We start from the raw sequence: 17584 nt of genomic DNA on the forward strand, positions 1-17584 counted from the left end.
CTGGGGCGCCACGCAGAACCTGTCCCCCGGCGGTGACCGCGACCCGAACCGGGTCGCACCGCCGGGCGGCCACGTCCGCCCGAACCGGGCGAACTCGACTGCCGAGATCATCATAGCTTCCACCATCGTACTTACGGTCAAATTTCGAGGAACTGTGGGCCGGCACACGTTCAGTCGGTCAGCTCGCCGTACCGCTTCTCCAGGTCCACCCGGGCGAGCGCGCCGACCAGCCAGGCCAGCCGCTCCGACTCGCCGCCGCCCGCCAGGTGGGCGAGATCGGTCGCGGACCGCCCCAGGCCGAGCCGGCGGGCCGCCGCGAGCGCCCGTCGGTCCGCCACCGGGGCCACCTCCCGCCACAGCGCCTGCGCCTCGCGCAGGAACAGGTCTACCACCCCGGCGTCGACCCCGGGCAGCTCGGCCAGCTGCGCCCGCTCGCCGGCCGGATCGTGGTGCGCCGCGCCGCGCAGCCGGCGCAGGTCGCCCCGATACCGATCCACCACGGAACGGGCGAGGTCGCCCAGGGTGTCGGCGAGGGCGTCCACGTCGCCGCGCTGCCCGGCCGCCCGCAGCACCCGCACCCGGTCGGCGTGCAGCGAACGGGCCATCCGGGCCGCGCTGTCCCAGCCGGCGTCGCGCAGCGCGGCGGCGGTGTCCAGGGCCCGCCGGAAGTCGCCCCGCCGGGCCAGCAGGACCGACAGGACGAGGAGCTGGAACAGGCTGGACGGATTGTTGGTGACCCGGAACCCGTACTGCTCGGCGAACCCTCGCCCGCTGCCGGCGAGCCGGCGAGCCAGTCGTTTCCTGTCCTCGAGGCTGGAGATCGCGGTGGTCGGCATGCCCGCGACTACCCGCGTCGCCACCTGCCACGCCTCCACCCGCCGGCGCTTGTGCCGCCCGGCCCCGCCCGGGGTTCAGGCCCGGATGTCGCCGTGCCGGGTGCGGGCCTTGAGCCGGGTGGTCGGCAGCGCGGGCGCCGGGAGCGGCGGCGCCGCGTCGTCGGCCACCGTCCCGAACCGGCGGCCGGCCGCCCAGTCCTCGCGGGCCGCGGCGACCTCCTCGTGCGACCGGCCGACGAAGTTCCACCACATCACCAGCGGCTCCTCGAACGGCGCCCCGCCGAGCAGCAGCAGCCGGCTGCCCGGCGCCGCGCTCAGGGTGAGGCTCTCCCGGCCGGCACCGAGGTAGAGCAGCGCGCCCGGCTCCAGCGGCACGTCACCCACCTGGGCGGAACCGGACATCGCCAGCAGGCCGTACTCGAAGTCGCGGCGCAGCGACAGCCGGGCCGGCGCCGCGCCCCGGGCCGTGAGCTGCGCGCCGACCAGCGGGGTGTGCAGCACCGCCGGGGACCGCTCCCCGCCCAGCTCACCGGCCAGCAGCGTGACGTCGAGGTCGCCGTCGCGCCACACCGGCAGGTTCTCGTGGTGGGCGAAGTCGGGCGCCGCCGCCCGCGCCGGGTCCGGCAGGGCCACCCAGAGCTGTACGCCGTGCATCACCGGCGGATGCGCCGCCGGTGACCGCTCCGAGTGGGCGATGCCGTGGCCGGAGGTCATCACGTTGAGCTGCCCCGGCCGGATCGGCTGGACGTTGCCGAGGCTGTCCCGGTGCACGATCTCCCCGTCGAGCAGCCAGGTGACCGTCTGCAACCCGGTGTGCGGGTGCGGCGGCACCTCCATCCCGGGCCGCTCGGCGACGTCGTCCGGCCCGAAGTGGTCGACGAAGCACCAGGCCCCGACCATCCGCCGCCGGCGCTGCGGCAGCAGCCGACGCACCGTCGTGTAGCGGCCGAGCGGCACGTCGTGCCCGGGCAGCAGCACGCTGCCCGGATCGGCGGGCGCCACGCCGGGCGGTCGCGTCTGTGCCGGCAGGGATTCGGTACGGTCCACCGTCCGACTGTACGCTCAGGCCCCTCGACGGTCGCCGGATCGGCCCCTCATCCGCACCGTCGGCGTCCCGGCGACCGGGGCGACCCCACCCGCGTACCGACCGATCATGCGGGGCGTTCCGCACCGGCGGCCGTGCCCTCCTGAGAGCCGGTAGCGCTGGAACCGGGGGCGCGGCCGGCGGCATCCCGCATGGAGCGGGCGTCGTGACCGGCCAGCGAGTCGGTGCCGACCTCGGCGTTGTGCGCGTGCGCCACGTGGTGCAGCCCGAAGACCGAGTCCATCCCGGCGTGCAGGCCCATCAGGTCCTCGGCCTGGTTGACGGCCTTCTTGGTCAGCGCCAGCCCGAGCCTCGGCATCTCGGCGATCCGGTGGGCGATGGCATGGGTGGACTCGGCCAGCGCGTCCCGGGGCACCACCCGGTTGACCATGCCCAGTTCCAGGGCTCGCGCGGCCGGGACCCGCTCGCCGAGGAAGAGGAACTCCTTGGCGAACCGTGGCCCCATCACCCACGGATGGGCGAAGTACTCCACGCCGGGAATGCCCATCCGGACCACCGGGTCGGCGAAGAACGCGTCGTCGGCGGCCACGATCAGGTCGCAGCACCAGGCGAGCATCAGCCCACCAGCGACACAGGCGCCCTGCACCATCGCGATGGTCGGCTTGGGGATCTCCCGCCAGCGCCGGCACATCCCCAGGTAGACCTCGGACTCCCGGGCGAACCGGCTGTCCGCGCCGCTCTTGCCGACGTGGTCCCACCAGAGACCGGCCCGGCGCGGAAAGGACGTGTCGATGTCCCGGCCCGGCGTGCCGATGTCGTGGCCCGCCGAGAAGTGTTCCCCCGCTCCGGCCAGAACGATGACCTTGACCTCGTCGTCGGCGACCGCCCGGTAGAAGGCGTCGTCCAGGGCGTAGGTCATCGCCGAGTTCTGGGCGTTGCGGTACCTCGGCCGGTTCATGGTGACCGTCGCGACCCCGCCGTCGACCGTGTAACGCACCACCTCGTCGACCGCATCGCGCCCAGCACCTTCGTCGCGCACGCCGCGCGCCATTTCGTCGCTCACGCGGGTTCCTCCTTCAGGTCGAGCGCGCCGGCCAGCCGGTCCAGGTGCGCGTCCACGTCACACCCGGCCGCCAACGCCCAGGTGCGCTTGGCATAGAGATGCAGGTCGTACTCCACGGTGTAGCCGATGGCCCCGTGACACTGGATCGCCGCCCGTGCCACGTCCTGGGCCGCTTCGCTCGCCAGCACCACCGCCATCGAGACGTCCGTGGCGCGGCCAGGGTGCCGCCGGGCAAGTGCCCACCCCGCAGCGTGCACGGCGGGAGCGGCGAACTCGATGCGCAGCAGCGCGTCGGCGAGATGGTGCTTGACCGCCTGGAAGCTGCCGATCGGCACCCCGAACTGGCGGCGCTGGCCGACGTACTCCACGGTCAGGTCGAGCATCCGCCGGCCAAGCCCGACCAGTTGGGCCGAGGTGGCCAACTCGGCCCGGTGGCGGGCCGACGACACCAACTCCGGATCATCGGTGACCAGTTCCCCGGTGGCGTCGGACAGCCTGGTCAACGCCCGGGAGCCGTCCACCGTGGGCAGCACCGAATCGGGTTGCGGCGCGACGAGCCGGGCCTGCGTGTCGGTGAGCACGAGCACCAGATCGGCCCGGAGGCCGTACGGGACGAGGCGGTCGGCACCGGCCAGGGCGACCCGGGTGACCCCGGACAGGACAGCCGGCAGGCGCCGGTCACCGGCAGCGGCCAGCAACGGCGCCACCACCGTGGCGGTCTCGGCGACCGGCAGCGGCACGGCCGCGTAGCCGAACTCCTCCAGCAGCGGCACCAGATCGGTCTCGTCCAGGCCGAGCCCGCCGGCTTCCTCGGGCACCGCCGCGCCGAAGACGCCCATGGTCGCCAACGCGTCCCAGAGCCCGTCGAGCGCGGTGGGCTCCCCGGCGGGCCAGGCCGCCCGTACCACGTCGGGAGGGCACTGGGCGGCGAGCAGTTCCCGGACCGTGTCGCGCAGCGCGACCTGGTCCTCGGTGAGAGCGAAGTGCATGTCCCTCCCTACGGGGAACCGGACCGTCAGGCCCGGGGCAGACCGAGCACCCGCTCGGCGACGATGTTGCGCTGAATCTCGTTGGTGCCGGCGTAGATCGGCCCGGAGAGCGCGAAGAGGAAACCCCGGCTCCACGGCCCGTCCAGCTCGGAGGCGGGGCCGAGCAGGTCCAGGGCGGTGGCGTGCAGGTCGATGTCCAGCTCCGACCAGAACAGCTTGTTGAGGCTGGACCTGGCCCCCGGCTGCCGGCCAGCCAGCAGCTCGCTGACCTGGCGCAGGGTGAAGAGCTGGTACGCCTGCGCGTTGATCCAGGACCGGACCACCCGGTCCCGCGATCGGGACGACAGGCGACGGGACCGGGCCAGTTCGACGAGCCGGTCGGCGGCGGAGAGGAACCGGCCGGGCGAGCGCAGAGTCAGTCCCCGCTCGGAGCCGGTGGTGGCCATCGCGACCCGCCAGCCCTCGTTGACCCCGCCCAGGACGGCGCTGTCCGGCACGAAGGCGTCGTTGAGGAAGACCTCCGCGAAGCCCTCGTCGCCGTCGAGCCGACCGAAGCCGCGTACGGTCACCCCTGGTGTGTCCAGCGGGACCAGGAAGTAGGTCAGTCCCCGGTGCCGTTGCGCGGTCGGGTCGGTGCGGAACAGCCCGAAGAGGTGGGTGCAGAACGCACCCCGGGTGGTCCAGGTCTTCTGCCCGGTGAGTCGCCAGCCACCGGCCGCCTCGTCGCGCACCGCCCGGCTGGTGATGCCGGCCAGGTCACTGCCGGCCTCCGGCTCGGACCAGCCCTGGCACCACAGGTCCTCGGCGGCGGCGATCCGGGGCAGCAGCAGGTCCTGCTGTGCCGGCGTACCGAAGTCGAAGAGGGTGGGGGCGAGCAGGAAGATCCCGTTCTGGGTGACCCGTTGCGGGGCACCCGCGGCGTAGTACTCCTCCTCGAAGATGAGCCACTCCCAGAGGGAGGCGTCGCGCCCCCCGTACCGGGCTGGCCAGGAAACCGCCGACCACCGCGCCGCGAAGAGCTGCTTCTCCCACTCGACGTGCCGGGCGAACCCCTCCCGGGTGTCGCCGGAAGGCAGCGGGGTAGCGGGCACATTGGCCCGCAGCCACTCCCGGGCCTCGACCCGGAACGCCGCCTCGGTCGGGGTGTCGGTCAGCTCCATTCAGGACCGCCCGAACTCGTCACGGACCCGGTCGGCCACACCGGACAGGTTGAGCTCGAAGGTGAAGCCCTGCTCGTAGCGGTAGCTGCGCTTGACGTCCCAGGGGTCGATGCCGTTGAGCGACGCCTTGGCCGCCCGCATCACCGTCGGGTTCTTGGCGGCGATCTCCCCGGCTACGGCCAGCGCCGCCGCTCGCAACTCCGCGCGGGCCACCACGGTGAGCACCGAGCCGTAGGCGTGCAGCTCGGCGGCGGTAACGGTGGCGGAGGTGTACATCATCGCCCGCATCCGGTGCTGCGGCACCAGCCGGGACAGGTGGGTGGCCGCGCCGAGCGCGCCCCGGTCCACCTCGGGCAGGCCGAAGGTGGCGTCGTCGCTGGCGACGATGATGTCCGAGTTGCCGACCAGGCCGATGCCACCGCCCAGGCAGAAGCCCTGCACGGCGGCGATGACCGGCACCGGGCAGTCGTAGACGGCGGCGAACGCGGCGGCGCAGCCCCGGTTGACCTCGATCAACGCACCGAAGTCGGTGGCCGCCTGCAACTCCTTGATGTCCACCCCGGCGTTGAAGCCCCGGCCCTCGGCGCGCATCACCACCGCCCGTACGGCGGTATCGGCACCCAGTTTGGTGAGCGCCTCGGCCAGACCGAACCAGCCGGCGACCGGGAGTGCGTTGACCGGCGGGTATTCCATCACGACCTCGGCGACCCCGTCGCCGTCCACCGTTGTACTGATCATGCTTGTTCCTCCGCCTTCGGTGACCGTCCGGCCACGAACGTCGCCCAGCCCTGGACGGCCACCGCGCCGCTCTGGGTACTACAGGTCAGCTCCAGGTCGAGGCGGGCTTCCCCGTCCTGCTCGTACTCCCGCACCACCTGGCCGGTGCAGGTGAGGGTGTCGCCGGGGAAGACCTGCGCGGCGAAGCGCACCCGGTACCGGCGCACGGCGTCGACGCCGAGCCAGTCGGTGGCCCAGGTGGCCAGCAGGCCGGCGGAGAGCATGCCCAGCGCCAGCGGCGCCGGCAGCCCGGCGGCGCGGGCGAACGGCTCGTCGTGGTGGATCGCGTAGAAGTCCCCGGACGCGCCCTGGTAGCGGACCAGGTCGGTACGGGTCAGCGGCCCGTGGACCAGCGGCTCGGGAACGACAGCGGCACTGGTGTTGGCGCTCGGACTCGGACTCGTGTTCGTGCTCATGACGGCTCCCCCAGCCCGGCGGTCTCCACCCCGGTCAGCCGCGCCTCGGCGACCAGCCGTCCGGTCTCGTCACGGAACTCGGTCACCATGACGGCGAAGGTGAGCCGACCCCGCCGGCCCTCCTTGTCGTAGATGTCCTCGATCCGCGACCGGCAGGTGAGCTTGTCCCCGGCCCGGGGCGGCGGACCGTGGAAGATGAACTCCTGCTCGGCGTGCAGTCCCCGGGTGGGGTCCATCCGCACCTCCCGCCAGGGGTCGGCGTCCTCGGACTGCCAGAAGACCATCGTGGTGAGGAAGGTGGCCGGGCTGACCGGCGCCGGGTCCGCCAGGTAGGCCGGATTGACCGAGCCGATCGCCGCCGCGAACTCGCGGATCTTCCCGCGCTCGATCTCCATGCCGAACTCGGTTCCGGTACGGCCCTTCGCCGCGACATCTACCATCAGGCTCTCCCGTCTCGGGGTGCTGGGTACCTCAGGGGTGCTGGCTACTGACCGAGATGACCTCGCCGACCAGATAGGAGGCGTAGTCACTGGCCAGGAAGACGATGACGTTGGCGACCTCCCACGGTTCGGCCGCCCGACCGAACGCCTCCCGGCCGGTCAGCTCGGCCAACAGCTCCTCGGTGGTGACCTTGGACAGGTGCGGGTGCATCGCCAGGGACGGGGCGACCGCGTTGACCCGTACCCCGGCCTTGGCTGCCTCCAGCGCGGAGGCGCGGGTCAGCGCCATCACGCCGGCCTTGGCCGCCGCGTAGTGCGCCTGACCCTCCTGGGCGCGCCAGCCGATGACCGAGGAGTTGTTCACGATGGCGCCCGTCCGCCGGGGCATCATGTGCCGCAGCGCGGCCCGGGTGCAGCGGAACGTGCCGGTCAGGGTGACGTCCAGGACGCTGTGCCACTGCTCGTCGGTCATGTCGACCACTTCGGCGGTGCCGCCCAGTCCGGCGTTGTTGACCAGGACGTCGAGGTGCCCGTAACGGTCGATCACCGTGTCGAACATCCGCTGTACCTGCGTCTCGTCGGTGACGTCGCAGACAACCGAGACCGGCTCGCTGCCCATCACCTCGGCCAGCCGTTCGGCGGCCTCGGCGAGCCGGCGCTCGTGCCGGTCGCTGATCGCCACCCGGGCGCCCTCCTGGGCGCACCGTTCGGCGGTCGCGTAGCCGATGCCGGTGCCGGCGGCGGCAGTCACCAGCACGGTGCGGCCGGCGAGCAGTTGATGACTGGTGGGTGCGGACACTGGTACTCCTTAACGGTCACGTCCCGGCTGGTCCGGGCAGACGCCCAGGCTGATCCGGGCAAACAGTGGCGTGGGCGGTCGGGTCGGCCACCGGGACGAACCCCTCGATCTCATACGCCGGCATCGGCGTCCGCGCCGAACGTCACCAGCACCGTCCTAGCCTGGTCCATGATCCGGTCGATCAGCTCGGCGCAGCTCGGCAGGTCGTCGATCAGGCCGCTGACCTGACCGGTGGACATCACGCCGAGCTCCGGTCGACCGTCGACCATCGCAGCCTTGAGCAGCATCGGGGTGTTCGCCGCCAGCAGGACCTGGCTCAGCGCCAGACCGTGCGAGCCGCGCATGGCCAGCCCCTCCCGAACCATGTCCCGCCACGGCGTGCCGGTCAGCTTCTGGAAGGCGATCGCGCTGCGCAGCGCCCGGCCCAGCCGCCGGGCCCGGCCCGCGTCGGCCAACCCGTCCACGAACGGGGTACGCAGCAGGCGCTGTGGTACGCCGTCCAGCGCGTCGGTGACCACCGTGTCGGTCACCGAGGCACCCAGGTAGAGCTGCTTGACCGCATCCGGCACGTCGCTGTCGCTGGTCAGCAGGAAGCGGGTGCCCATCGCAACCCCGGCAGCACCGTAGGCGAGCGCCGCCACCAGACCGCGACCGTCGAAGAAGCCGCCGGCCGCGATGACCGGGATGTCCACCGCGTCGACCACCTGCGGCAGCAGCAGGGTCGTCGGCACCGGGCCGGTGTGACCACCGCCTTCACCGCCCTGTACGACCACCGCGTCCGCGCCCCAGCCGGCGACCTTCTCCGCGTGCCGGCGGGCGCCCACCGAGGGCACCACCACCACACCGGCGTCCTTGAGCCGGGCGATCAGGTCGGGCTTGGGCGCGAGCGCGAAGGAGGCCACCTTCACCCGCTCGCGGATCAGCAGCGCGACCCGGTCCAGGACGTCCGGGGCGTCGGCGCGCAGGTTCACCCCGAACGGCGCCCCGGTCAGCTCCTTCGTCTCACGGATCGCCGACTCCAGCTCGGCGAGACTCATCGTGGCGCTGGCCAGGATGCCCAGCCCGCCGGCGTTGGCGGTGGCCGAGGTCAGCCGCGCTCCGGAGACCCAGCCCATGCCGGTCTGCACGACGGGGTAGCGCACTCCGAAGAGGTCGCAGATCCGCGTGTGCAGCGCCGCCGTCAACGGACTTCCTTCGATCGGGCGTCCCGGGGGTCGATGACCTCACGGATCAGACGCAGTTCCTCGGCCGTCGGCAACCTGGTTTCCGGCACGTCCTCGGGTACGACCAGCTCGAACCCGGTGGCGGCCAGCACCTCGGGCACGGTGACGCCGGGGTGCGCCGAGACCAGTCGCATCCGGTGGTCCGGGGTGGCGAAGTCGAAGACGCCGAGGTTGCTGACCACCCGGCGCAGTTCATGGAAGCGGGTCACCACGTCGCCGGCAGCGGCGGCCCGGTCGTAGCCGACTCCGCTGACCATGTCGACGGTGGCGGTGAAGATCCGAGCGCTGTGCCGAGACACCCAGTAGCTGGTGGGGTGGTGCACGGTGTTGCCCGGCGCCCCCCGGACCCCGAGCAGTTGCACCTTGGGCCGGTCGAAGTCGCCGATGGCGGAGATGTTGGTGTTGCCGTAGCGGTCGATCTGGCTCGGCCCCATCATCACGTGCCGCCGGCCGCCGTAGATCACATCGAAGATGCTCCGGAACGGGATCCAGCCCTCGATCACCGGCGGAGCCTCGCCGATCGCCCAGGTGCCCCGGGTCAGGTACGCCTCCCCGTCGGAGAGGAGCAGGTCCGGCTCGAACGTCGCACGGGCCAGCCGAGCGCCGATCATCGGGATCAGCCCGATCGGACTGGCCAGGATCTCGCCGTCCCCGCGCCACGCCTCGGCGCAGGCGACGACACAGACCTCCGCCCTGGTCGCGCTCCGCACCGCCGCACCGCCGCTGCCCACGTCGCTCACTTGCCCTCTCCCCTGCCGCTGGCGACCGCCGGAGCCCCGGATGTCTGCGCTGTCTGCCGGTTCCGCACCGCCGCCTGGTAGCCGGCCTCGTCCGTGTCCAGGTAGCGCGCCCGGAACTCAACCCAGGCAGCCGGATCGGCGGCCGCTGTCGCGTACTCCCGCTGGAACTTCTCGTCCCGCCCGTAGTCCGGGTCGCAGGAGGTGAAGTGCGCCCCGTTGGGCGCCTCGACGACGCCCCGCACCATCCAGCGCTGGACCCGCAGGGTGTGCACGGAGGCGGTGGCGGTCAACTCCTCGGTGGCCACGATCCGCTCACAGGAGACGTAGGCCCGGTCCGCGGCCTGGCAGAAGAGGTCGTCGAAGTACGGATCGGGGCCGAGGAACTGGGCGTTGCCGTGCATGTCAGCCCGGTTCAGGTGCACCAGCGCGGCGTCCAACCGCAACGCCGGTACGGCCACCAACTCCTCGGCGCCCTCGTACGGGGACACAACGGTCCGCAGGTCGGGGTTGACCCGGAGCACGTCGGAGCCGAGCCCGGCCCTGGTGGGCAGGAAGGGCAGCCGGGAGGCCGCCGCGTACAGACCCAACTGGAGCATGCCCTCGTCGTACTCGGTGACCTCGACGGTGCCGGCCTGCCGGGCGGCCCGGAAGTGCGGCTCCAGCGGGATCGAGTCGAGCGAGACGAAGCCGTAGATCAGCCGGCGCACCTTGCCTGCCGCGAGCAGCAGGCCGACGTCTGGACCGCCATAACCGACGATGGTCAGATCGGTGAGGTCGGAGCGCAGAATCGCCCGAACCAGAGACATCGGCTTACGCCGCGATCCCCAACCTCCGATACCGACGGTCATCCCGGAGCGCAGCTCCGCCACGACCTCGTCCTCGGTCATTCGCTTGTTCGCCATCGCCACCTTCTTGCCATTGGTACTGCCTGGCCACTCACCGTCGGATGGGCCCGTCGGATCGACCAGCATCCGCGCGTCTCGACTCCGGTGATCCGGTTGGCGCCAACATAGCAAGCGCTTGGTTGGTTGCGCTACACTCGGCGGCGAGCGGTACACCACAACGGGCGTCGGTACACTCCGGGGGCCGTTGAGTCGGGGCACCTCTCGTAGTCCCCAACGAGCGATACCCTCTATTCCGTCGAGCTGTCTGCGAGAAAAACATGGCGCGAGAGTCTGTAGACCGGCGCGAGGCGATCCTCGGCAGCGCCGCCTCCCTGTTCGCCCAGAAGGGCGTGGCCGCGACCACCGTCCGCCAGATCGCCGACGAGGTCGGCATCCTCTCCGGCAGCCTCTACCACCATTTCGATTCGAAGGAAGCGATGGTCGACGAGATCATCTCGTCCTATCTGGAGGACCTCCGGACCCGTTACGAGGATGTGCTGAAGCTGGAGACCAATCCCCGTGACAAGCTGCACGACCTGGTCGCGGCCTCCCTGGAAGTGGTCGAGGCCCACCCGCACGCCACCGAGATCTACCAGAATGACGTCAACTACCTGCTTCAACTCGACCGGTTCAGCTATCTGAAGTCCGCCGGCAAGCAGGTGCAGAACAGCTGGCTACAGGTCATCGAGGCAGGCATCGCCGAGGGCGCCTTCCGGGCCGATCTCGACCCGAAGATCCTCTACCGGCTCATCCGGGACGCCGTGTGGCTGTCGGTGCGCTGGTTCAAGCCCAGCAAGGACTACCCCATCGCCAGCCTGGCCGAGGACTGCACCTCACTGTTCCTGGACGGGCTCACCACCACCCGGGCCTGACCGGCCCGTTCCCGGCGCATGAGGCAGCGGGCGAGCCGGACAACGTGTTCCCGCATGGAACCGCTGCCCGGCGTCGGCAACCCAGCGGCCTTACCGGCCGGGCAGTCGGCGCCGGGCGGCGCGGGCACGTCGACACCTGTCAGGACAGTCGCTCGACGACCAGCGCCATTCCCTGCCCGCCGGCGGTGCACATGGTCTCCAGGCCGAACTGCTTGTCCCGGAACCGCAGCGAGTTGATCAGGGTGGTGGTGATCCGGGCGCCGGTCATCCCGAACGGGTGTCCGAGCGCGATCGCTCCACCGTGGACGTTGACCCGGTCCGGGTCGATGCCGAGCATCCGACAGGACGGGATCACCTGGGCCGCGAACGCCTCGTTGATCTCCACCAGGTCCATGTCGGCAACGGACATCCCGGCGTTGGCGAGCGCCCGCCGGCTGGCCTCCACCGGGCCGAGCCCCATGATCTCCGGACTGAGCGCCGACACACCGGTGGACACGATCCGGGCGAGCGGGGTCAGGCCCAGTTCCCGAGCCCGTACGTCGCTCATCACCACCAGCGCGGCGGCGCCGTCGTTGAGCGGGCAGCAGTTGGCTGCGGTCACCGTCCCGTCCGGACGGAACACCGGGCTCAGGGTGCTGACCCTGTCCAGGGTCACCCCGGCCCGGGGGCCGTCGTCGTGGTTGACCACGGTGCCGTCGGGCAGCGTGACCGGGGTGATGTCGATGGCCCAGAACCCGGCGACGGCTGCCTGCTCGGCCAGGTTCTGGCTCCGTACGGCGAACTCGTCCTGTTCCCGGCGGGTGACGCCGTACCGCTGCGCGACGTTCTCCGCGGTCTGGCCCATGGCAATGTAGACATCCGGCTCCGCACCGTCCTCGCGCGGGTCGCGCCACACCTCGGCCCCGGCCTCGGCCCGCCGGACGGTGCGTTCCTCGGCGGCGGCGTACCGGGCATTGTGGGTGCCCGGCAGACCGTCCGACTTGCCCCGGTCGTACCGGGAGACGGCCTCGACACCGGCGGAGAGGAAGGCGTGCCCCTCGCCCGCCTTGATGGCGTGGAAGGCCATCCGGGTCGTCTGCACCGAGGACGCGCAGTATCGCTGCACCACCGTGCCCGGTACGTCGTCGAGGCCGAGTTGCAACGCGACCATCCGGCCGAGGTTGTAGCCCTGCTCACCGGCTGGCTGCGCGCACCCGAGCAACACGTCATCGAGGTCGTGCGGGTCGAACGCGGGCACCTGCGACAGTGCGGCACGCACGATGGCGGCAGCAAGATCGTCGCCGCGCAGCTCGGTCAGCGAGCCCTTGAAGGCACGGCCGATCGGCGAACGCGCGGCTGCCACAATTACGGCTTCTGGCATAGTTTGTCCCCTTTGTTGAGTGACCGTCCAGCCGCCGTCCACCGGCAGCAGCCCGCCGTTGGGATGCCGGCGAGCGGGGAGAGCGGGAAGAGAGCCGGACCGGCGGGATCACCCAGCGCTCCGGTACGGCACGTCGGGTTGCGGGCGATCGGGGAGCGACCCGGCTGGCGTCGGCGCCCACCGCGACGGTTTCGCCGGCCACAGGAACCAGCTCCACACCGCTAACCTAACAAGCGCTTGGTCGATTTTGCAATGCCGCCCGCGCCCTCGCCGACAGTGGCGCCCGACTCACATCGCCTCCCGGAGGGAGGACTTGACCACCTTGCCGCTGGCGTTTCGCGGCAGGGCCTCGACGACGATCACCGACCGGGGCACCTTGTAGTTGGCCAGGTTCGCCCGACAGAAGGCGATGACCTTCGCCGCATCGAGGTCACTGCCGGGACGCGGCACCACGAAGGCCCGGCCCACTTCACCGAGGCGGTCGTCCGGCACCCCGACAACGGCCGCCTCGGCCACCTCCGGATGCCGGGCCAGCGCCTGTTCGATCTCGGCGGGATAGGCGTTGAACCCGCCCACGATGAACATGTCCTTGATCCGGTCGGTGATCCGCAGGTAGCCCCGCTCGTCGAGAATCCCGACATCGCCGGTACGCAGCCAACCGTCCGGGTCGATCGCCTCCAGGGTGGCCGCCTCGTCCTCGAAGTAGCCCCGGGTCACGTTGTAGCCCCGAATCAGCACCTCACCCGGCTCGCCGGCCGGCAGCGACGCGCCGTCCGGCCCCACCACCCGTACGTCCACGTCGGGCACAGGCGCGCCACAGGTGGTGGCGACGGTGACCGGGGTGTCGTCCGGCCGGCACATGGTGGCGGTGCCGCCCGACTCGGTCAGCCCGTAGGCGGTCAACACCGTCGGCATGGCCAGCTCGGTGCGCAGGCGCTCGATCAGCGCCACCGGGACCGTGGTCGCGCCGGTGATCGCGACCCGGAGGCTGGACAGGTCTCGCCCGGCGCGCTCCGGATGATCGAGGATCGAGGTGTACAACGTCGGCGGACCAGGCAGCACGGTGATCCGTTCCCGCTCGACAAGGTCCAGGGTGACCGCCACATCGAGCACCGGCTGCGGGATGATCGCCGCACCACGCAACAGGCAGGCGATCATCCCGGCCTTGTAGCCGAACGTGTGGAAGAACGGGTTGACCAGCAGACAGCGGTCACCGGGACGCAGCGTGGCCCGCTCGGACCACGAGACATAGAGCTGGATGGTCTGTCCGTGGGCGAGCAGCACCCCCTTGGGCTGCCCGGTCGTGCCCGAGGTGAAGAAGATGTCGCAGAGGTCGTCCGGGGCGACCGCCGCCGCCCGCCGCCGCGCCTCGGCCACCGGGACCGCCGCACCGCCGGCCAGCAGGTCGTCCCAGCCCAGCACGGACCGGCCGGTGACAGATCGGGGCGGGTCACCCGCCATCACCACCACCGTCGACAGGTGCGGCAGCTCCTGGCCGTCGAGCATCGCCACGTAGTGGTTGCCGAGGAAGCCGTCGTCGGTGATCAGCAGCCGGGCCCGGGTCCGGCCCAGGATGTACGCGGCCTCGGCCCCCTTGAAACGCGTGTTGAGCGGCACCAGCACCGCTCCGGCGCTGACCGCGCCGAGCGCGGCCACCACCCAGCGCCAGCCGTTCGGCGCCCAGATCGCCACCCGGTCCCCGAGCGTCACGCCCCGGCCGATCAGCCCGCGGGCGAACCGTTCCACCTCGTCGGCGAGCTGTGGGAAACCGAGTCGCACCGCGCCGTCGACCACGGCGTCGCGGTCCGGATAGGCGTACGCACATCGGCGTACGAGGTCGGGGATCGTCCTGGCAGTTGTTGGGTCGGTCACGTCCGTCAGCACCGTCGCAGGTTACCAACCGAGCGCTTGGTTGGTAAGGTCCGAGGCGTGACGGACACAGAGGCATACCTTGTTGACGCCGTTCGGACCCCGGTCACCAGGCGCAACGGCGGACTCTCCGGGGTCCACCCGGCCGACCTCGGGGCCCACGTTCTGCGTGCCCTCGTCGACCGGACCGGCATCGACCCGGCCGCCGTCGACGACGTGATCTTCGGCTGCGTCGATGCGATCGGCCCGCAGGCCGGCAACATCGCCCGCACCTCCTGGCTGGCCGCCGGGCTTCCCGAGGAGGTGCCCGGTGTCACCGTGGACCGGCAGTGCGGCTCCTCGCAGCAGGCGGTGCACTTCGCCGCCCAGGCCGTCCTCTCCGGCACCGCCGACCTGGTCGTGGCCGGCGGCGTACAGAACATGAGCAGGGTGCCGATCTCCTCGGCGATGACCGCTGGCGTACCGCTCGGCTTCACCGACCCGTTCTCCGGCTCGGCCGGCTGGCGCGAGCGCTACGGCGACCAGGATATCTCCCAGTTCCGGGCGGCCGAGCTGATCGCCGCCAGGTGGAACATCAGCCGGGCCGAGATGGAGGAGTTCGCGCTGGAGAGCCACCGGCGTGCCATCACCGCCATCGACTCGGGACGCTTCGCCCGCGAGATCGCCCCGCTGGACGGGGTCGAGATCGACGAGTGCCCGCGCCGAGACACGTCGCTGGCGAAGATGGCCGGCCTGGAGCCGCTGACCGAGGCGGGCCGGGTCACCGCCGCGCTCGCCAGCCAGATCTCCGACGCCGCCGCGGCGCTGCTGGTCGCCTCGCCGCGCGCGGTCGCCGCCCACGGCCTGCGCCCCCGCGCTCGCATCCACCACCTCAGCGTCCGCGCCGCCGATCCGGTCTACATGCTCACCGGGCCGATCCCGGCCACCGGGTACGCCCTGAACCGCGCCGGCCTACGCGTCGAGGACATCGACCTGGTGGAGATCAACGAGGCGTTCGCCCCGGTCGTGCTCGCCTGGCAGCAGGAGACCGGCTTCGACCTGGACCGGGTCAACGTCAACGGCGGAGCGATCGCGCTCGGCCACCCACTGGGCGCGACCGGCGTCCGGTTGATGACCACACTGCTCAACGAGCTGGAGCGCACCGGTGGCCGGTACGGGCTCCAGACCATGTGCGAGGGCGGAGGGACGGCCAATGTCACCATCATCGAGCGACTCTGACCTGAATCGGTCGGCGACCGCGCCGGCCCGGTCGGCCACCCCGTTGACCGGACAGGTGGCGGTGGTGACCGGCGGCACCCGGGGCATCGGACGCACGATCGCCGCCCGACTACGGTCCGCTGGCGCCTCGGTGCTGGTCTGCGGACGGTCCGAGCCCGCAGACCTGCCGGACGGGATCGAGTTCACCGCCGCCGACGTACGCGACCCGGCGCAGGCCGGCCGGCTGGTCGACGAGGCGGTCCGCCGCTTCGGCCGGCTGGACATCGTGGTGAACAACGCGGGCGGCTCCCCCTCCGTGCCCGCCGCGACCACCTCCCCCAACCTGGCGACCTCGGTGGTCCGGCTCAACCTGCTCGCCCCGTTCTTCGTCGCGCAGGCGGCGAACGCGATCATGCAACAGCAGGAGACCGGCGGCCTCATCCTCAACATCGGCAGCGTCGCCGCCATCCGCCCGGCCCCGGGCACCGCCGTCTACGCCGCCACCAAAGCCGGCCTGGCGGTGCTGACCCAGGCTCTGGCCGTGGAGTGGGCCCCTGTGGTACGCGTCAACTGCATCACCGTCGGCATGGTGCGCACCGAGGAGACCGCTGACCACTACGGCGACGAGGAAGCCCTGGCCGCCGTAGCCGCCACCGTCCCGCTCGGCCGGATGGCGACCCCGGACGACATCGCTGACGCGTGCCTGCTTCTCACCTCGCCACTGGCCGGCTACGTCACCGGCGCCAACCTGGTGGTCGACGGTGGCGGCCAGCGGCCCGCCTACGCCGACACCGCCCGCCCGACCCCACGCCCATAGCGATGCCGGCTCACCGCGAGCGCCCGCAGCGCCTAGAGACCGGCCCGGGTGGCGATCAGCCGGCGCAGGGCCACCTCGTCACCGAGCAGCAACTGGTTCGCGGTGGCCCGCTTGAGGTAGAGGTGCGCGTCGTGTTCCCAGGTGAAGCCGATCCCGCCATGCAGTTGGATGCTCTCCGCCGTCACCGCGTAGGCGGCCCTGGTGGCGACCAGCTTGGCCACCGGGGCGGCCACGGCGAACTCCGCTGTACCGGCCACGCGCAGCGCGTACCAGGCGCTGGAGGTGGCCGCCTCGACCGCCACGGCCAGATCGGCGATCCGGTGCCGCAACGCCTGGAAGTGTGCCAGCGGTACGCCGAACTGCTCACGCGTCTTGAGGTAGTCGATGGTCAGCTCCAGGCTGGCCCGCGCCACCCCGACCGACTCGACCGCGAGTGCCGCCCACAGCAGGTCCAGGGCATGAGCCACGCCCCGCCGGCCGACCAGGGTGGCGGGCGTCGCGGTGAACTCCAGTCGGGCCTGGCGACGGGTCGGATCCAGGGTGGCGTACCCGGTACGCCGGGCGTCGCTTGTCCGCACCGCGTACAGGCCCGGTTCCGCGTCGCACACCGCCGCGACGACGGCCACGTCGGCGACCTGCCCGTCCAGGACATGTTCCTTGACGCCGTCCAGCAGGTAGCCGTCGCCGGACCGGCGGGCGGTGCAGGCCCAGTTCTCCGGCGTCCAGCCCACGCCCGGCTCGGCCAGCGCCAGGGTGGCGATGGTGCTGCCGTCGGCGATCCCGGCCAGCAGGTCGGCGGCCAGTTCCCCGTCGACGGCCGCCGCTGCGGTGACCGTGGCGAGGTACGGCGCCGGAAGCAGCACCCGCCCCGCCTCCTCCAGGACGAGCCCCACCTCCACCTCGGAGGCGCCGAAACCGCCGTGCTCCTCACCGATGGCCAGCGCCGCGACGCCCAGTTCACCGGTCAGCCGTTGCCACAACCCGGCGTCGAAGCCCTCGGCCGCGCGGACCCGCGCGGAGGTGGCATGCCGGCTCAGGAAGCTCCGGACCGTGTCGCGTAGTTCCGCCTGCTCGGCGGTGAGACCGAACTCCACCCG

At 71.9% G+C, this 17584-nt stretch carries 17 protein-coding genes and 1 pseudogene; 3 read left to right on the plus strand and 15 right to left on the minus strand.

Annotated features, from left to right (window positions below; translation table 11 throughout):
• Nucleotides 1-170: 170 nt before the first annotated feature.
• The 12 genes and pseudogenes from ACH4T9_RS23570 to ACH4T9_RS23625 all read right to left on the minus strand — a co-directional run.
• Nucleotides 171-836 (minus strand): hypothetical protein, encoded by a 666-nt coding sequence (locus ACH4T9_RS23570; protein WP_396673779.1) that lies wholly within the window; start codon nucleotides 834-836, stop codon nucleotides 171-173.
• 75 nt (nucleotides 837-911) lie between these two features.
• Entirely contained in the window at nucleotides 912-1883 is a 972-nt protein-coding gene (locus tag ACH4T9_RS23575) for a pirin family protein (protein WP_396673476.1), read from the minus strand.
• 104 nt (nucleotides 1884-1987) lie between these two features.
• Complete coding sequence (locus tag ACH4T9_RS23580) at nucleotides 1988-2932, minus strand: enoyl-CoA hydratase (RefSeq protein ID WP_396673780.1); 945 nt, start codon at nucleotides 2930-2932, stop codon at nucleotides 1988-1990.
• Nucleotides 2933-2940: 8 nt separating this feature from the next.
• Nucleotides 2941-3933 (minus strand): acyl-CoA dehydrogenase family protein, encoded by a 993-nt coding sequence (locus ACH4T9_RS23585; protein WP_396673477.1) that lies wholly within the window; start codon nucleotides 3931-3933, stop codon nucleotides 2941-2943.
• A gap of 26 nt (nucleotides 3934-3959) precedes the next feature.
• Nucleotides 3960-5093, minus strand: coding sequence for an acyl-CoA dehydrogenase family protein (locus tag ACH4T9_RS23590; protein WP_396673478.1), 1134 nt, complete (start codon nucleotides 5091-5093; stop codon nucleotides 3960-3962).
• Nucleotides 5094-5831, minus strand: a complete 738-nt coding sequence (locus tag ACH4T9_RS23595) for an enoyl-CoA hydratase family protein (protein WP_396673479.1) — start codon at nucleotides 5829-5831, stop codon at nucleotides 5094-5096.
• On the minus strand, nucleotides 5828-6286 hold the full coding sequence (locus tag ACH4T9_RS23600; RefSeq protein ID WP_396673480.1) for a MaoC/PaaZ C-terminal domain-containing protein: 459 nt from the start codon (nucleotides 6284-6286) through the stop codon (nucleotides 5828-5830). Before ACH4T9_RS23600 ends, ACH4T9_RS23595 begins: the two co-directional genes overlap by 4 nt.
• Nucleotides 6283-6726, minus strand: coding sequence for a MaoC family dehydratase N-terminal domain-containing protein (locus tag ACH4T9_RS23605; protein ID WP_396673481.1), 444 nt, complete (start codon nucleotides 6724-6726; stop codon nucleotides 6283-6285). The genes ACH4T9_RS23600 and ACH4T9_RS23605 overlap by 4 nt, the downstream gene beginning before the upstream one ends.
• 31 nt (nucleotides 6727-6757) lie before the next feature.
• Entirely contained in the window at nucleotides 6758-7525 is a 768-nt protein-coding gene (locus ACH4T9_RS23610; protein WP_396673482.1) for an SDR family oxidoreductase, read from the minus strand.
• 110 nt (nucleotides 7526-7635) lie between these two features.
• On the minus strand, nucleotides 7636-8709 hold the full coding sequence (locus ACH4T9_RS23615; RefSeq protein WP_396673483.1) for an NAD(P)H-dependent flavin oxidoreductase: 1074 nt from the start codon (nucleotides 8707-8709) through the stop codon (nucleotides 7636-7638).
• Nucleotides 8706-9458: a CoA-transferase subunit beta gene (locus ACH4T9_RS23620; RefSeq protein WP_396673781.1), complete on the minus strand. Its 753-nt coding sequence runs from the start codon at nucleotides 9456-9458 to the stop codon at nucleotides 8706-8708. Before ACH4T9_RS23620 ends, ACH4T9_RS23615 begins: the two co-directional genes overlap by 4 nt.
• 95 nt (nucleotides 9459-9553) lie before the next feature.
• Nucleotides 9554-10390, minus strand: a pseudogene (locus ACH4T9_RS23625) (CoA transferase subunit A); the annotation flags it as partial.
• Between the two features lie 260 nt (nucleotides 10391-10650).
• Here ACH4T9_RS23625 and ACH4T9_RS23630 point away from each other — a divergent pair.
• On the plus strand, nucleotides 10651-11244 hold the full coding sequence (locus ACH4T9_RS23630) for a TetR/AcrR family transcriptional regulator (RefSeq protein WP_396673484.1): 594 nt from the start codon (nucleotides 10651-10653) through the stop codon (nucleotides 11242-11244).
• Nucleotides 11245-11383: 139 nt separating this feature from the next.
• Here ACH4T9_RS23630 and ACH4T9_RS23635 read toward each other — a convergent pair whose 3' ends face one another.
• Together ACH4T9_RS23635 and ACH4T9_RS23640 are read right to left on the minus strand one after the other, a co-directional pair.
• Nucleotides 11384-12604 (minus strand): acetyl-CoA C-acetyltransferase, encoded by a 1221-nt coding sequence (locus ACH4T9_RS23635; RefSeq protein ID WP_396673485.1) that lies wholly within the window; start codon nucleotides 12602-12604, stop codon nucleotides 11384-11386.
• Between the two features lie 288 nt (nucleotides 12605-12892).
• Nucleotides 12893-14488: a FadD3 family acyl-CoA ligase gene (locus ACH4T9_RS23640; protein ID WP_396673486.1), complete on the minus strand. Its 1596-nt coding sequence runs from the start codon at nucleotides 14486-14488 to the stop codon at nucleotides 12893-12895.
• 45 nt (nucleotides 14489-14533) lie between these two features.
• Here ACH4T9_RS23640 and ACH4T9_RS23645 point away from each other — a divergent pair, with 45 nt between their 5' ends.
• Both ACH4T9_RS23645 and ACH4T9_RS23650 read left to right on the plus strand, forming a co-directional pair.
• Nucleotides 14534-15691: an acetyl-CoA C-acetyltransferase gene (locus ACH4T9_RS23645; RefSeq protein ID WP_396673487.1), complete on the plus strand. Its 1158-nt coding sequence runs from the start codon at nucleotides 14534-14536 to the stop codon at nucleotides 15689-15691.
• Nucleotides 15666-16487, plus strand: coding sequence for an SDR family oxidoreductase (locus ACH4T9_RS23650; protein WP_396673488.1), 822 nt, complete (start codon nucleotides 15666-15668; stop codon nucleotides 16485-16487). Before ACH4T9_RS23645 ends, ACH4T9_RS23650 begins: the two co-directional genes overlap by 26 nt.
• 32 nt (nucleotides 16488-16519) lie before the next feature.
• Here ACH4T9_RS23650 and ACH4T9_RS23655 read toward each other — a convergent pair whose 3' ends face one another.
• Complete coding sequence (locus ACH4T9_RS23655) at nucleotides 16520-17581, minus strand: acyl-CoA dehydrogenase family protein (protein WP_396673489.1); 1062 nt, start codon at nucleotides 17579-17581, stop codon at nucleotides 16520-16522.
• Nucleotides 17582-17584 lie beyond the last annotated feature (3 nt).

The organism is Micromonospora sp. NPDC020750 (assembly GCF_044334565.1).
In the GTDB taxonomy this organism is placed as follows: Bacteria; Actinomycetota; Actinomycetes; order Mycobacteriales; family Micromonosporaceae; genus Micromonospora.

Bases quoted from the DNA above. Each gene is read 5' to 3' on its own strand.
- ACH4T9_RS23650 (WP_396673488.1), top strand. From the start codon at position 15,666: ATGTCACCATCATCGAGCGACTCTGACCTGAATCGGTCGGCGACCGCG.
- ACH4T9_RS23585 (WP_396673477.1), bottom strand. From the start codon at position 3,933: ATGCACTTCGCTCTCACCGAGGACCAGGTCGCGCTGCGCGACACGGTC.
- ACH4T9_RS23570 (WP_396673779.1), bottom strand. From the start codon at position 836: ATGCCGACCACCGCGATCTCCAGCCTCGAGGACAGGAAACGACTGGCT.
- ACH4T9_RS23595 (WP_396673479.1), bottom strand. From the start codon at position 5,831: ATGATCAGTACAACGGTGGACGGCGACGGGGTCGCCGAGGTCGTGATG.
- ACH4T9_RS23590 (WP_396673478.1), bottom strand. From the start codon at position 5,093: ATGGAGCTGACCGACACCCCGACCGAGGCGGCGTTCCGGGTCGAGGCC.
- ACH4T9_RS23600 (WP_396673480.1), bottom strand. From the start codon at position 6,286: ATGAGCACGAACACGAGTCCGAGTCCGAGCGCCAACACCAGTGCCGCT.
- ACH4T9_RS23635 (WP_396673485.1), bottom strand. From the start codon at position 12,604: ATGCCAGAAGCCGTAATTGTGGCAGCCGCGCGTTCGCCGATCGGCCGT.
- ACH4T9_RS23630 (WP_396673484.1), top strand. From the start codon at position 10,651: ATGGCGCGAGAGTCTGTAGACCGGCGCGAGGCGATCCTCGGCAGCGCC.
- ACH4T9_RS23605 (WP_396673481.1), bottom strand. From the start codon at position 6,726: ATGGTAGATGTCGCGGCGAAGGGCCGTACCGGAACCGAGTTCGGCATG.
- ACH4T9_RS23580 (WP_396673780.1), bottom strand. From the start codon at position 2,932: ATGGCGCGCGGCGTGCGCGACGAAGGTGCTGGGCGCGATGCGGTCGAC.